Origin of the sequence: Mycobacterium farcinogenes (genome assembly GCF_019739075.1) — a bacterium.
GTDB classification, from domain to species: Bacteria; Actinomycetota; Actinomycetes; order Mycobacteriales; family Mycobacteriaceae; genus Mycobacterium; species Mycobacterium senegalense.
The window spans coordinates 25,567-40,886 of record NZ_CP081673.1; the positions used below are offsets into that span (position 1 = coordinate 25,567).

At 68.0% G+C, this 15,320-nt stretch carries 10 protein-coding genes; 5 read left to right on the forward strand and 5 right to left on the reverse strand.

The genetic code is table 11. The features are described from left to right. Positions 1–22: 22 nt before the first annotated feature. Positions 23–589: a TetR/AcrR family transcriptional regulator gene (locus K6L26_RS00105; RefSeq protein WP_221852372.1), complete on the reverse strand. Its 567-nt coding sequence runs from the start codon at positions 587–589 to the stop codon at positions 23–25. 85 nt (positions 590–674) lie between these two features. Between K6L26_RS00105 and K6L26_RS00110 the strand changes: the two genes are divergently transcribed. After that, positions 675–3,713, forward strand: a complete 3,039-nt coding sequence (locus tag K6L26_RS00110; protein ID WP_221852373.1) for an MMPL family transporter — start codon at positions 675–677, stop codon at positions 3,711–3,713. A gap of 116 nt (positions 3,714–3,829) precedes the next feature. Here K6L26_RS00110 and K6L26_RS00115 read toward each other — a convergent pair whose 3' ends face one another. The 3 genes from K6L26_RS00115 to K6L26_RS00125 all read right to left on the reverse strand — a co-directional run bounded on the left by K6L26_RS00115 (position 3,830) and on the right by K6L26_RS00125 (position 8,214). Further along, on the reverse strand, positions 3,830–5,656 hold the full coding sequence (locus K6L26_RS00115) for a phosphoenolpyruvate carboxykinase (GTP) (protein ID WP_221852375.1): 1,827 nt from the start codon (positions 5,654–5,656) through the stop codon (positions 3,830–3,832). A 156-nt stretch (positions 5,657–5,812) separates the two neighbouring features. Beyond that, positions 5,813–7,279: a hypothetical protein gene (locus K6L26_RS00120; protein ID WP_245008781.1), complete on the reverse strand. Its 1,467-nt coding sequence runs from the start codon at positions 7,277–7,279 to the stop codon at positions 5,813–5,815. A 5-nt stretch (positions 7,280–7,284) separates the two neighbouring features. Further along, positions 7,285–8,214: a P-loop NTPase family protein gene (locus K6L26_RS00125; RefSeq protein ID WP_221852376.1), complete on the reverse strand. Its 930-nt coding sequence runs from the start codon at positions 8,212–8,214 to the stop codon at positions 7,285–7,287. A gap of 206 nt (positions 8,215–8,420) precedes the next feature. Here K6L26_RS00125 and trmB point away from each other — a divergent pair, with 206 nt between their 5' ends. From trmB to K6L26_RS00140, 3 genes are all read left to right on the forward strand, one after another. Then, complete coding sequence (trmB, locus tag K6L26_RS00130) at positions 8,421–9,215, forward strand: tRNA (guanosine(46)-N7)-methyltransferase TrmB (protein ID WP_065063172.1); 795 nt, start codon at positions 8,421–8,423, stop codon at positions 9,213–9,215. Then, positions 9,212–9,928, forward strand: a complete 717-nt coding sequence (locus K6L26_RS00135) for an NYN domain-containing protein (RefSeq protein WP_109756807.1) — start codon at positions 9,212–9,214, stop codon at positions 9,926–9,928. The genes trmB and K6L26_RS00135 overlap by 4 nt, the downstream gene beginning before the upstream one ends. A gap of 63 nt (positions 9,929–9,991) precedes the next feature. Beyond that, positions 9,992–13,006: a trehalose monomycolate exporter MmpL3 gene (locus K6L26_RS00140; RefSeq protein ID WP_036390542.1), complete on the forward strand. Its 3,015-nt coding sequence runs from the start codon at positions 9,992–9,994 to the stop codon at positions 13,004–13,006. Positions 13,007–13,034: 28 nt separating this feature from the next. On the opposite strand, the gene K6L26_RS00145 is transcribed toward K6L26_RS00140, so the two are convergent. Then, the gene (locus K6L26_RS00145; protein ID WP_036390543.1) at positions 13,035–14,174 is read right to left on the reverse strand and encodes an AI-2E family transporter; all 1,140 of its coding nucleotides are present in this window, start codon (positions 14,172–14,174) and stop codon (positions 13,035–13,037) included. Between the two features lie 71 nt (positions 14,175–14,245). Between K6L26_RS00145 and K6L26_RS00150 the strand changes: the two genes are divergently transcribed. Next, the gene (locus tag K6L26_RS00150) at positions 14,246–15,316 is read left to right on the forward strand and encodes a lysylphosphatidylglycerol synthase transmembrane domain-containing protein (protein WP_019346128.1); all 1,071 of its coding nucleotides are present in this window, start codon (positions 14,246–14,248) and stop codon (positions 15,314–15,316) included. Positions 15,317–15,320 lie beyond the last annotated feature (4 nt).

Consider the following 15,320-nt stretch of genomic DNA (forward strand, 5'->3'; position numbering starts at 1 on the left):
TGACAGGCGTCAAGTGGCGCCGTCAGTCAGCGTCCTCACGCCGTAGCAGCAGCATCAGACCGGTCTTCGCGTCGTCGAGGGGCTGCAAGGACCGGGCGCTGCGGCACTGGATGATGGCCCCTTCCAGTGAGCTGACGATGAAGCTGCCGAGCGAGGCCGCGGTGGCGGCGTCAACTCCCTTGGACTTGATCGACTCACCGATCACCCTGGCCCAGTCAGCAAATACCTTGGCCGAGGCCTCACGGATTGCCAGCGCATCCGGTGCGGCCTGGGCGGCGGCCATGATGGGACAGCCCGCCGCGAATGAGCTGTCCGTCAGGTTCCGTTTCCAGCCGTCGATGAACGCGTCGATCACCGTCTCGGCGGGTAGCGCCTGCGTCAACTGCTCGATCTTGGCGGTGATGATCCGCCCGGCTTCCAGCGTGGCCTGCTCCATCAGCTCGGCTTTGCCGGCAGGAAAGTGCTGGTAAATCGATCCGCGCGCGGTATTGCTGCGTTCCAGCAGGTCACTGAGCCCGGTGGCGTGCACGCCGTACTCGCGCATCAGCTCGATGGCGCTCTGGATCAGACGCTCCCGCGGGCCGGCCACTGTCGCCACCCTCTCAATCACCGAAATAGACCAGTCGGTACATCCTAGTCGACCATCTATAGACCGATTGGTCTACGATGCCGGAATGCACAATCTGGCGATCTTCGGCAAACTCTCCAGAGTCTGCGCGAGATATGCGTGGTTGGTACTGGCGGCGTGGCTGGCCGCCGCCGGCGTGCTCAACCTGGCCATCCCCCAGCTCGAACGCACGGTGGCCGAGCACTCCGCCCCGTTCACCCCGGAAAGCCCGACCACCGAGACCCTGCGGCAGATGTCCCGGGACTTCGGCGTCCCCGATACCACCGCCGTCGGCAGCATCGTGGTGTCCAGCGACCGCGTCCTCGACGCGGCGGATACGGCGTTCTACCGCGAGCTGGTCGCCCGGTTGGTGGCCGACAAGGACGACGTCGCCTACGTCCTCGACACCTACGGCACTGACGGCCTGGAGGGCACCGGACTGAGCCCCGACGGGAAAGCCATCCACCTGATCGTCGCCACCACCGGCGACGTCGGCTCCACCCGCGCCCACCGGTCCACCGAGAACGTCCGCGCCGAGGTCGCCGCCCTGCCCCGGCCCGCCGGCCTCGACGTGCATTTCACCGGAGCCGCCCCGACCCTGTCGGATCTGTTCTCCGCCATCGACATCTCGCTGGCCATCATCACGGTGGTCTCGGTCGTGCTGATCACGCTGCTTCTGCTCGCCGTCTACCGGTCGCTGATCACGTCGATGATTCCGCTTCTCACCGTTGGCATCTCATTGGCCGTGGCACGGCCGGTGATCTCCTGGCTGGGCGGCAACGACCTCCTGACGGTCTCGAACTTCACCATCGCGCTGGTGACCGCGATGGTGCTGGGCGCGGGCACCGACTACGGCATCTTCCTGCTGGCCAACTACCACGAGGGCAGGCGGCGCGGAATGCCCGTCGACGACGCGGTGGCCCGGTCGGGCGCGCACACCGCCGGCATCGTCATCGCCTCCGCGCTGACCATCGCGGGCGCCGGAATGGCCATGGTGTTCACCAAGATCGGGATGTTCCGCACCGCAGGACCACCGATCGCGCTCTCGATCGCGATCACCGTGGCCGTCAGCCTGACGCTGACGCCGGCCATCATGGCCCTGTGGGGCCGACGCGGATACGCCGAGCCCCGGCCACTCGACGAACGGCGCTGGCGCAGGCGCGGTGCGGCGATCATCCGCCGGGCGCCGGCGCTGGTCGCAGCATCGCTGGCCTTCCTCATCGCCATGAGTTCGGTGCTGTTCACCTTCGAACCGAACATCGACGAGAACGCCATGCAGTTGCGTGCCACCGACAGCAAGCGCGGCTATGAGGCCGTCTACCGCCACTGGGGAGTCAACGAGGCGGCACCCGAGTTCATCACGATCCGGGCCGACCACGACATGCGCAACACCAATGACCTGGCGGCGCTGGACCTGATCGCCATGTCGATCGGCAACCTGCCCGAGGTCGCCTACGTCCGCTCCATCACCCGGCCGGAGGGAAAACCCTTGCCGGAAACGGCCATCGGCTCGCAGACCGCGCAAGTCAGCGCGGGACTCCAAGACGCACACGATCGTGTCGAGCAGGCCATCCCGCAACTCAAGCGGCTGGCCAGCGGGGTAACGCAGTTGCACGACGGCTCAGCGAACGCGTCCGCGCGGCTGCCCGAACTCACCGACGGCGCGCGCTCGCTGGTCGACCTGGCACGCAACCTTCTCGGCGCCCTGGAATCGGCCGATCGGGTGGTGGGCAAGCTCTCCGGCGGATCCCTGGATGTGGTGACCGCGGTGCGCAGCATCTCCAACGCCACCGACTCGCTCGACCAGGTGGTCAACGAAATCGATTCCGCACAAAAGCGATTGGCTGCCCCGACGGCGGCATTGCACGCGGTGTTCGATCCGCTCACCGGCCCCGAGCCCTCGACGGCCTGCGCCGCGGACAGCTCCTGCATGCGCGCCAGGCAGGCGTTCGCCGACCTCGATGCGGCCACCGGCGGGCGCGCACTACTGGCGGTCAACGGATTGACGCTCGCAGCTCCGCTGGTTCCCGAAGGCCCCGTCACCACCGCGCTCGACACCCTGCCCGACCTCCGTGCGGGTATCAAGAAACTGCGGGCCACGCTCGATCAACTCGGCACCCGCACCCCTGAGCAGACCCGACAGGAACTGAACCGGCTGCTGGCCGGAATCACCGAACTGACAACGGGTCTGGACCGGCTCACCGCGGGCCTGGGGCAGGTGAAGACCGGCACCGACACCATGGTCACGCTGACCACCGAGCTCAGCGCGGGCCTCGACCGCGCCTCGGATTTCCTGCACCGGATGTCGGCCGACACCAGCAGCGGCGCCGGGCGGGGTTTCTACCTCCCAGAGGAGGGCCGCACTGACCGTCGCTTCACCGCCGGTGAACAGCTGCTGATCTCACCGGACGGGCGCAGCGCCCGGATGATGGTGGTCTGGTCGGTGAACCCCTACGGCGCCGAGGCGATGGGCGCGGTACCCGCCGTCATCGCCGCGGCCAACAACGCCGCGACGGGCACTGTGCTGGAGCACGCGCAGATCGAATCGACCGGCCTGGCCTCGTTGTCGCAACGCCACGTCGACCAAACCTGGAGGGACTTCGCGCTTTTCGGCGCCGTGGCCGTGGTGGCGGTGCTGTTGGTGCTGATCGTGATGCTGCGCAGCCTGGTGGCCCCGCTGCTGATGATCGCCGCGGTGGTGCTGTCCTTCGGGGCGGCGGCCGGGCTGTCCACCATGATCTGGCAGCACCTGATCGGCATCAGCCTGGACTGGTCGGTGTTCCCGGTGTCGTTCATGGCGCTGGTCGCCGTCGGCGCCGACTACAGCATGCTGTTCGCCTCCCGCATCCGCGAAGAGTCCCACAGCGGGGTGATCAGCGGCATCATCCGGGGGTTCGGCAGTACCGGCAGCGTGATCACCACCGCCGGAGTGGTTTTCGCGATCACGATGTTCGCCCTGATGAGCGGTACGGTGCTCAACCTGGTGCAGATCGGCTCCACCATCGGCATCGGCCTGCTGCTCGACATCACCGTGGTGCGGACCTACCTGGTGCCCGCGGCGATGAGCCTGCTGGGCGAGCGCATGTGGTGGCCGGCCCGCGCGTGATGCCTTGGGCCACAATGCAAACGCGCACCCTCGTCGATGACGAGGGTGCGCGTTTTGCTGACGTGTGGCGGCGTGTCTACCGGCAGACACGCACGCTCGCGGTGCTTAGCTGAGCCTTAGGACTCCTCGGACAGGCGGTGCTTGAGGGCGTCGAACTCGTCCTTGATGCCGGTGGGCAGCTTCTCGCCGACGAACTCGAACCACTCCTCGATCAGCGGGAGCTCCGCCTTCCACTCGTCGACGTTGACGGCCAGGGCCTCGTCGACGTCGGCGGGATCCACGTCCAATCCGGTCAGGTCCAGATCAGCGGCGGTCGGCACGATGCCGATCGGGGTGCTCTTACCGTCGGCCTTGTGCTCGATGCGCTCGACGGCCCACTTCAGCACGCGGCTGTTCTCACCGAAGCCAGGCCACAGGAAGCGGCCGTCGTCGCCACGACGGAACCAGTTGACGAAGAACACCGCGGGCATCTTCGACTCGTCGGCGTTCTTGCCGATGTTGATCCAGTGCTGGAAGTAGTCACCGACGTTGTAGCCGAGGAACGGCAGCATGGCCATCGGGTCGCGGCGCACGGTGCCGACCTTGCCCTCGGCGGCGGCGGTCTGCTCGGAACCCAGGGTGGCGCCGATGAACACGCCGTGCTGCCAGTCGCGGGCCTGGGTCACCAGCGGGACCGTGGTCTTGCGACGGCCGCCGAACAGGATCGCCGAGATCGGCACGCCCTGCGGATCGTCCCACTCCGGGGCCAGCGTCGGGCACTGCGAGATCGGGGTGCAGTAGCGCGAGTTCGGATGTGCGGCCTTGTCTTCCGACTCGCGGTACCAGTCGTGGCCCTTCCAGTCGATCAGGTGGTCGGGGTCGCCCTCGAGGCCTTCCCACCACACGTCGTTGTCGTCGGTCTTGGCGACGTTGGTGAAGACGGTGTTGCCCGCGGCGATGGTCTTCATCGCGTTCGGGTTGGAGTCCCAGTTGGTGCCGGGCGCGACGCCGAAGAAACCGAACTCCGGATTGACGGCGTAGAGGCGGCCGTCCTTGCCGAACCGCATCCAGGCGATGTCGTCACCGACGGTCTCGGCACGCCAGCCCGGAATGGTGGGCTGCAGCATCGCGAGGTTGGTCTTGCCGCAGGCCGACGGGAACGCAGCGGCGATGAAGTAGGCCTTGTTCTCCGGGGAGATCAGCTTGACGATCAGCATGTGCTCGGCCAGCCAGCCCTCGTCGTGGGCCATCGCCGAGGCGATGCGCAGCGAGTAGCACTTCTTGCCCAGCAGCGCGTTACCGCCGTAGCCCGAACCGAAGCTCCAGATCTCGCGGGTCTCCGGGAAGTGGGTGATGTACTTGGTGTCGTTGCACGGCCACGGGACGTCCTTCTGCCCGGGCTCAAGCGGTGCGCCGATCGAATGCAGCGCCTTGACGAAGAAGCCGTCCTCACCGATCTTGTCGAGTGCGGCCTGGCCCATCCGGGTCATGGTGCGCATCGAGACCACCACGTACTCGGAATCGGTGATCTCCACCCCGAGCTTGGGGTCCTCGGCATCCAGCGGGCCCATGCAGAACGGGACCACCCACATGGTGCGACCGCGCATCGAGCCGCGGTACAGGTCGGTCATGATCCCGCGCATCTTGGCGGGGTCCATCCAGTTGTTGGTCGGGCCGGCGTCGATCTCGCGCTCCGAGCAGATAAAGGTGCGCGATTCGACACGGGCGACGTCGGAGGGATCGGAGAGCGCCAGGTACGAGTTGGGCTGCTTCTCGTCGTTGAGCTTCTGGAAGGTGCCCGCCTCGACCAGGTGGGAGGCCAGGCGGTCGTACTCCTCGGCGGACCCGTCGGCGAAAACCACCCGATCGGGTTGAGTCAGCTCTGCGACCTCCTGGACCCAGGCCAGCAGACCTTGATGCTTCGTCGGTGCGGTGTCCAGACCCGGAATGGTCGCTGAGGTCATCAAATTCTCCTGCGTAGGTTTGTGGAACCCAAGCCACGTCACGACGCGGTCACGGCTACCCCTTGGGTAGAGGTTAACGCGGGTGACATACCCACGGTGAGCCGGTGGTATGTCCGATCACTCACAGGAACGATTCAGATCGACGTTATCAGGTGGTTACTCGCCAGTAGCGTCGCGGTTGCCGTACAGATCCGCCCGCACGGCGTTCAGCGCCCGCTGCAACGGCGGGATCCGGCGGTCCCGCTGCGCGGCCGCCCGCGCGGTCGCGATCGCGTGTTCCCGCAACTCGGCCTCCAGCTCGGCGGTCTTCTCGGCCGCCACCGCCGCCTCGGCTTCCTCACGGGCCGCCGATTCCGTGGTGAGCGCCGTCTCCGCGGCCACCAACCGATTCGCGACGAGCTCCTCAACCGCTGAGCGCAGCGTGCCGGTGATCTCGCCGACCCAGCGATCCAGCACCGCCCGGTCGTGCAACAGCCCCCGGGTACCGACCACCCAGATCGCCAGCAGCAGGCCCACCACCGCGCCGACCGCCAACCCTGCCACGGCCAGCCGCGGCGCCGCCCCGACCAACAGCCGGCTGACCGCCACCGCGACCCCCAGCCCGAATCCGGTGCCGAGCACCAGCATCAGCCGGGTCTCGAGGGTGCGGGACTTCAGCGGAGGCGCCGGCAGCTCGGGAATCGCCGCTGGGGGCGGTGGCGGGGGCGCCGTCAGCTCGAGTTCGGCCGCCATACCGCTCAGATGCGCGGTGACGCCCTCATCCACCTCGCCGACCACCTCGTGGGCACGTTGCCGGGCATAGTCCTCGAACGTCTCGATCCGGCGCCGGCTGATGCCCGCGACATCCTCCTGCAGTTCCGTGCGCACCGAATTACACCGGTTGCGGGCGAAATAGCCGAGCTGGACCCGGGCCTGCTGCAGTTGACTGCGCAACGCGATGCTGCGCTCGGTGCGGGCCAGCCGGCGAGCCCGGCCCAGCTCGGCGCGCCGCTCCCGCAATACCTCCACCCGCGCCTGACGATCGGCTCCAGAACCGTCGGACTCATAGCGGACGATGACCGCTTCCAGACGAGTTTCCCAGGCGCGCAACCTGTTTCGGCGCGCAACCTCGGGATCGTCCAGTTGGCCGGCCAGCAGTTCGACCAGTTCGTCGAGCTGCGGCTCACCGAGGTCGGGGGCAGCCGCCACCCCCACCCAGGGCATGCGCTCGTAGCGCGCGTCGCGCTCGGCGAGAATCTTCGCGTCGGCGTCGCGCACATCGCGCCAGTCCCGGTAGGCGTCGATCTTGGACACCACCCCGATCACCAGGTCGGTGTATCGGGTCGCCAAATCAACCAGGGCGCAATCTGATTCAGTGATGGGAGCAGCCGCCGACACCACATACACCACAGCCGCCGGGGCCTCTCCCGCCACCAACTCGGTGGATTCGACGAACGTGGTCTGCGGCATCCGGTCCCGCAGCGCGGCCATCACACTCGTCGACCCGGCCAGCCACGGACCGGCGACCAGCACCGCGTCGCGGGTCTCGACTCCCGGCGAAGTCAAGCCCGGATCGATCGCGGCCACCACGGCGTCGGCCGCCGCCACCGCATCGACCACGGCCTGGTCCCGGGGTGTCTGCACGTCGGTCACCGCCGGCCACCCGCCGCACCCAGCAGGCGCAGCGACCCGCGCACGATGTCGTCACCGCACCGGCGGTGCAGGGCATTGACCGGACCGTCGCGGTACTGCCGCCACCGGCGGGCCCGGCAGAGATGGGCGTTGGGGTTGTCGGCGGGGTCCACCGTCAACCCTTCGGCCTGTACGACGTCGACAGCGGCGGCCATCACCGCGATCACCGTGTCGTCCGCGGCCAGAAAGCCGGCCACCGCCGGGCCGCCGACGGCCTGCAGCTCAGCCAGGGCCCACTGCACCCGCCGGTACCGGACCGATGCCGTCGCCGCATCCAGGGCGGTCATCACCTGGTCCAGCTCGCTGAGCCTGCGCCACAACTCCGGCAGCGTGTCGACGCCGGCCCCGCGACTCAACGCCAGCGTGCTGTGGGCGATGCCGAATCGGTCGAGCCTTTCCAGCAGCTCGCAGCGCACGGCATGCGGAACCCGGTGTACCCCGGTCACGAAGGCGTCGACGGAGGTCAGGTCCGCAGGCTCGGCGGCCAGCTGCCGCAACGCATCCAGCAGAGACGGCGGTAACGCCCCGGGCGCCGCCAGCAGACCCACCATCGGCACGACCGGCGCCCCGGCCCGCGGCTGCAGCCTCCGGGCCGTCCGGTGCGCGGTCGCGATCGGCCCGCCCGGACCGGAGCCGGCCAGGTCGGCTTTGTTGAGCAGCACGACCGTCGGCCGCCTCGCCCCGTTCAGCTCAGCGAGCAGGGCCTCGTCTTCGGGCTTGAGCACCTCGGCGATCACCACGACCGTGGCGTCACCGGCCTCACGGTCCTCGGCGGTATCGAGACCGGCGCCGGCCAGCGCGGAGACCACCGTGCTCACCCCGACGCCACGACGCCCCCGCACATCCACCCGCACCGGGGCCGACACCTGCGCACTGATGGAAGCCAACCGCGCATCGCCGTCGCGGTCGGCAAAGCGTGTGAGCTCGTCTGCGAAAATCTGGCGGCCTTCCCTGCGGTGACGGGGCGCACCGGGTGCGTCACGAAAAATCGTGACACGAGCCGGGCGCACGCGCGAACAGAGGTTTAAGTCCCAGCAGCTTGAGGCAACTGTTGGGTATCAATCTCTACCACGATGCGGGCACCACGCCGCAGATAAGAGACGATGGACGGATGCACCCGTCCAGGTCCGACGTCGGTGGGCCGGCGCCGGCAGACGAGGCGGCCGACGTGCCGCCCGCCCAGCCGCACCGTTTTCCCCGGGTGACCAGCTTCCGCACCCGACGCTCGACGCTGTCGCCGGCCCAGCAACAGACCTGGGACCGGCTCTGGCCCGAGCTGGGCATGCAGGCGCGTGACGAAGATTCGAAGCCCGTCGTCGACCTCGACACCGAGGCCTGGTTCGGCCGCTCGGCCCCGCTGATCCTGGAGATCGGCTCTGGCACCGGTACCTCCACGCTGGCGATGGCGCAGGCCGAACCCGATCTCGACGTGATCGCGGTGGAGGTCTACCGCAAAGGGCTGGCGCAATTACTCAGCGCGATCGACCGGGCCTCCGAGACCAATCCCGTCACCAACATCCGCATGATTCGCGGGGACGGCGTCGATGTGCTGGAGCACATGTTCGGCCCGGCGTCCCTGACCGGCGTGCGGGTGTTCTTCCCGGACCCCTGGCCCAAGGCCCGCCACCACAAGCGCCGCCTGCTGCAGCCGGCCACCGTGGCGCTGATCGCCGACCGGCTGCGGCCGGGCGGAATCCTGCACGCGGCCACCGACCACTCCGGGTATGCCGAGCACATCGCCGAGGTCGGCGATGCCGAACCGCTGCTGCGGCGGGTCGAGCTGGACGCACAGCTTCCGATATCGGTCGAGCGCCCGGTCACCAAATACGAGCGCAAGGCGCTGGCCGGTCCGGACGTCACCGAGTTGGTCTGGGAGAAACGGCCATGAGTGTGACCGAAGACATGCAGGACGCATCGTCCCAGGCAGACGGCGGATCCGAGGGATCCCCCGACACCGCGGTGATCACCCCCGCGCGGCGGGTGCTGCTCGTGTGGGACGCCCCCAACCTGGACATGGGATTGGGAGCGATCCTGGGCGGGCGCCCGACTGCCGCACACCGTCCCCGGTTCGACGCACTGGGTCGCTGGTTGCTGGAGTACACCTCCGATCTGGTGGCCGACAGTGACGACGCAGCCGACATCTCGCTCGAGCCCGAGGCCACCGTCTTCACCAACATCGCCCCAGGTAGCGCCGATGTGGTGCGGCCATGGGTGGAAGCGTTGCGTAACGTGGGTTTCGCCGTCTTCGCCAAGCCGAAGATCGACGACGACAGCGATGTCGACAGCGACATGCTCGAGCACATCGCCCTGCGTCGCAGCGAGGGGCTGGCAGCGGTTCTGGTCGCTTCGGCGGACGGCCAGGCGTTCCGGCAACCGCTGGAAGAAATCGCCCGTGAGGGCACTCCCGTGCAGGTGCTCGGATTTCGCGAACATGCGAGCTGGGCGCTAGCGTCGGATACCTTGGAGTTTGTCGATCTGGAGGACATTCCCGGTGTGTTCCGGGAACCGCTGCCACGGATCGGCCTGGACTCGCTACCCGAGCAGGGAGCATGGCTGCAGCCATTCCGGCCGCTTTCATCGCTACTGACCGCGCGTGTGTAACAACTGAAGACCGCGAATTCGCAACAGCGGGTCACCATGAATGTTGTTTAGTTAGGAGCCTAAGTGTTCGCCTGGTGGGGTCGAACGGTGTACCAGTTCAGGTACATCGTCATCGGTGTCATGGTGGCGCTGTGCCTAGGTGGCGGCGTCTACGGAGCCAGTCTCGGACAGCACGTCACCCAGAGTGGTTTCTACGACGAGGGCAGCCAGTCGGTGCAGGCGTCGCTGTTGGGCGACGAGGTGTACGGCCGCGACCGGACCAGTCACGTCGTCGCCATCTTGACGCCGCCGGATGACAAGAAGGTCACCGACAAGGCGTGGCAGAAGGAAGTCACCGGCGAGCTCGACCAGGTGGTCAAAGATCATCCGGACGAGATCGTCGGGTGGGTCGGCTGGCTCAAGGCCCCCGACACCACCGATCCGACCGTCAGCCAGATGAAGACGCAGGACCTGCGCCACACCTTCATCAGCGTGCCCCTCAAGGGTGACAACGACGACGCGATCCTCAAGAACTACCAAGCTGTCGAGGACGATCTGCAGCAGGTCAACGGCGGCGACATCAAGCTGGCCGGGCTCAACCCGCTGGCCAGCGAGCTCACCGGCACCATCGGCACGGACCAGAAGCGCGCCGAGCTCGCGATCGTCCCGCTGGTGGCCGTGGTGCTGTTCTTCGTGTTCGGCGGCGCGGTCGCCGCCGCCCTGCCCGCGATCATCGGTGGTCTCACCATCGCCGGCGCCTTGGGCATCCTGCGGTTCACCGCCGAGTTCGGGCCGGTGCACTTCTTCGCCCAACCGGTCGTGACGATGATGGGCTTCGGTATCGCCATCGACTACGGCCTGTTCATCGTGAGCCGGTTCCGAGAAGAACTCGCCGAGGGTTATGACACCGAGGCCGCGGTCCGAAGATCGGTGATGACCTCCGGGCGCACCGTGGCCTTCTCTGCCGTGATCATCGTGGCGTCCTCGCTGCCGCTGCTGCTGATCCCGCTCGGATTCCTCAAGTCGATCACCTACGCGATCATCGCGTCGGTGATGCTGGCGGCGTTCCTGTCGATCACCGTGTTGCCCGCCGTGCTGGGCATCCTGGGGCCCCGGGTCGACGCGCTCGGCGTCACCACGCTGCTGAAGGTGCCGTTCCTGGCGAACTGGCCGTTCTCGCGCCGGATCATCGACTGGTTCGCCGAGAAGACCCAGAAGACCAAGACCCGCGAAGAAGTGGAGCAGGGGTTCTGGGGCCGGCTGGTCAACGTCGTGATGAAGCGGCCCATCGCCTTCGCCACGCCGATCCTGGTCGTGATGACGCTGCTGGTCCTGCCGATCGGCTCGCTCACGCTCGCGGGTATCAGCGAGAAGTACCTGCCCCCGGACAACGCGGTGCGTCAGTCCCAGGAGCAGTTCGACAAGCTCTTCCCCGGTTTCCGCACCGAACAGATCACGCTGGTGATGCAGCGGCAAGACGGTGAACCGATCACCGACGCCCAGATCGCCGACATGCGGGCCAAGGCCATGACGGTCAAGGGCTTCACCGACCCGGACAACGATCCCGAAGCCATGTGGAAGGAACGTCCGGCCACCGACAGCGGGTCCAAGGACAAATCCGTCCGGGTGATCCAGAACGGCCTGATCAACCGCGGCGACGCGGCAACCAACATCGCGGACCTACGCGCCTTGCAGCCTCCGCACGGCATCGACGTGTTCGTCGGCGGCACGCCCGCCCTGGAGCAGGACTCGATCCACAGCCTGTTCTCCAGGTTGCCGCTGATGGTGACGATCCTGGTCATCACCACCACGGTGCTGATGTTCCTGGCGTTCGGATCGATCGTGCTGCCGGTGAAGGCCGCGTTGATGAGCGCCCTGACCCTGGGTTCGACGATGGGCATCCTGACCTGGATGTTCGTCGACGGTCACGGATCCGGCCTGATGAACTACACGCCGCAGCCGTTGATGGCGCCGATGATCGGTCTGATCATCGCGGTGATCTGGGGCCTGTCCACCGACTACGAGGTGTTCCTCGTGTCCCGCATGGTGGAGGCCCGGGAACGCGGCATGTCCACGGCCGAGGCCATCCGCATCGGTACCGCCACCACCGGTCGCCTCATCACCGGTGCCGCGCTGGTGCTGGCAGTGGTCGCCGGGGCGTTCGCCTTCTCCGACCTGGTGATGATGAAGTACCTGGCGTTCGGCCTGCTGATCGCCCTGCTGCTCGACGCCACCGTCATCCGGATGTTCCTGGTTCCCGCGATCATGAAGCTGCTCGGCGACGATTGCTGGTGGGCTCCGCACTGGATGAAGCGCATCCAGGTGGCGATCGGCCTCGGTGAGACCGAGCTGCCCGACGAGCGCAAGCGTCCGATGGGTCCGGAATCCGGTGAAGACCCGCGCGCGCTGGCCGGCGTCGGCGCCCTGCCGGCACCACCACCGCGGCCGCACGATCCGACCCATCCAGCAGCCGAGCCCCTGCGCCCGCAGATGCCGCGGACCAACGCACCGTCGGCCGCCGGTACGGCACGGATCACCCCGCCGCAGGCCCCGCCCCGCCAGCAGCCCGACCAAGAGCCGGCCACCACCCGGTTCGCCATGGCACGTAACGCGGTGCGCAACGCGGTGAACACGGCCGTCAACACGGTCAACACCGCGACGGGAAACACCCCGGCCGCCAACACCGAGCGCACGCCGCAGCCGACCGCGCGGCCGGCCGGCGGCCCGCCGGCTCCCCCGCAGCGCGAAGATCGTGAGATCGAATCGTGGTTGGGTGCGCTGCGCGGCGGTCCGGCCAAGGGCGGCCCGGCCAACGGGACCCCGCCTCCCCCTCCGCCGCCGGCACCGCGCCCGTCGGCCGACGCCACCCGTGCGATGCCGCAACAGCAGCGTCCGCCCGCCGGTGGTGGGAATGCACCGACGACGGCTTTCAACGCCCAGCGTCCGGGCCCCGGCCCGGCCCCCGGGCCCGGACCGAATCCGCGCCAGCAAGAACAGGATCCGTCGACTCAGAAGTTCAACCCACGCGACAACGAACCTCCGCGGCGCGGGGGCGGGATGAGCGCGCAGGATCTGCTGCGCCGCGAGGGCCGGCTGTAACCAGCCGGCGTTCGCAGCGCGGCACGGGCTACTCCTTGGCCGGCAGGTCGTCGGACTCGGCTTCGATGAGGACGCTGTCCTCGTTTTCCTGCCGGGCCTGCTCGGCGTCGGGATTGTCTGCCACCAGCACCCGGGTGGCGCTGTTGATGAACGCCACCGTGGGCACGGCCAGCAGGGCGCCGACGATGCCGGCCAGCACGCCGCCGCCCGCGATGGCCAACACCACGGCCAACGGGTGGATCGACACCGCGCGGCCCATCACCAGCGGCTGCAGCACATGGCCTTCCAGCTGCTGCACGGCGATGATCAGGCCGAGGGTGATCAGGGCGTAGACGAATCCCTTGGCCAGCAGTGCCACCACCACGGCCAGGAACCCGGCCACCACGGCACCGACCAGCGGGACGAAGGCACCCATGAACACCAGCGAGGCCAGCGGCAGTGCCAAGGGAATACCCATGATCGCCAAGCCGGTGCCGATGCCGACCGCGTCGACCAGGGCCACCAGGAACGTCGCTCGCATATAGCCGCCCAGCGAGTGGAAACCGGCCCGTCCGGCGTCGCGGACCCGATCCCGCACATGGTTCGGGAACACCTTGGTGACGAACGAGAAGATGCTGCGCCCGCCTTGCAGCAGGAAGATCAGGGTGAACAGCACCAGCAGCGCGCCGGTGAGCAGCTCGGTGAGGGTGCCCGCGGTGGACAGGGCACCGGTGGTGAGCTTCTCCTGGTTGCGCTGCAACGCCTCGATCGCGGTGTTGCCGGCTTGGTCGATCTGTTCCTTGCTCAGCTGCAGTGGTCCGTTGATCAGCCAATTGCGCAGCCCGTCGATGCTTCGGGTCACCTGTTCCACGAGTTGTGGCGCGCCCTCGATGAATTGGGACACGACGAAGCTCAGGATGCCGCCCACCACCGCGAAACTGGCCAGCAGGACCAGGGCCACGGCGGCCCCGCGCGGGGCACCGCGGCGGTCCATGAAGTCCACTGCGGGCAGCAGCAACGCGGCGACCATGGTGGCCAGGGCCACCGGCACCACGATCACCTCCAGGTGTTTGATCAGCCACAGCAGTGCCACGACGGCCGCCAGAATGACCAGCAGCCGCCATGCCCAGGCCGCCACCTTGCGGACGAACGGCGTCACGGCCTCATCAGCAACAGGATCCAGTGCCATTTCGGTAGCGTAATGCGGCGCGCCCAGCAAGCGGTGATGTCGACACGACCTGCGCGGTTACCCTGTAGGGCGTGTCACAGGACGCGCCGGCCGACACCGCTCGGGTCCGGGCCGCCTCCACGCGCGGCAAGTACTGGTGGGCGCGATGGGTGGTCATCGCTCTCGCGGTCACCGTGCTCGCCGTCGAGGTGACCCTGGTCTGGGATCAGTTGGCCAAAGCCTGGCGCAGCCTGCTGACGGCCGACGCGTGGTGGGTGCTGGCGGCGGTCGGTGCCGCGATGGCCTCGATGCACAGCTTCGCCCAGATCCAGCGGACCCTGCTGCGCTCGGCCGGAGTGCCCGTCAAGCAGTGGCGTTCGGAGGCCGCGTTCTACGCGGGCAATGCACTGTCGACCACGATGCCCGGCGGGCCCGTGCTCTCGGCGACCTTCGTCTACCGCCAACAACGCATCTGGGGCGCCTCCCCTCTGGTGGCTTCGTGGCAGCTGGTGATGTCGGGCGTGCTGCAGGTCGTGGGGCTGGCGCTGCTGGGCCTCGGCGGCGCACTGCTGCTCGGTGCCAGCAAGAACCCGCTCTCGCTGATCTTCTCCCTCGGCGCTTTCCTGGCGATCATCCTGCTGGCCCAGGCCGTGGCCACCAGACCCGAACTGATCGACGGGATCGGGGTCAAGGTGCTGTCCTCGGTCAACTCGTTGCGTGGCAAACCGTCAGACACCGGCCTGGCCAAATGGCGGGAGATCCTGCGGCAGCTGGAGTCGGTCAGCCTGGGCCGGCGCGACCTCGCGGTGGCGTTCAGCTGGTCGATGTTCAACTGGATCGCCGACGTGGCCTGCCTGGCGTTCGCCTGCTACGCCGCGGGTGGGCATCCCTCTCTGGCCGGCGTCACGGTGGCCTACGCGGCGGCCCGTGCGGTGGGGGCCATCCCGTTGATGCCGGGCGGGCTGCTGGTGGTGGAGGCCGTACTGGTGCCCGGGCTGGTCTCCTCCGGCCTGACGCTGGCCTCGGCCATCTCGGCGATGCTCATCTACCGGCTGGTCAGCTGGATCTTCATCTCGGCGATCGGCTGGGTGGTGTTCTTCTTCATGTTCCGCACCGAGAAGGACGCCGATCCAGACTGCCCGAAACCCGAACCCGAGCGGTAGGAGA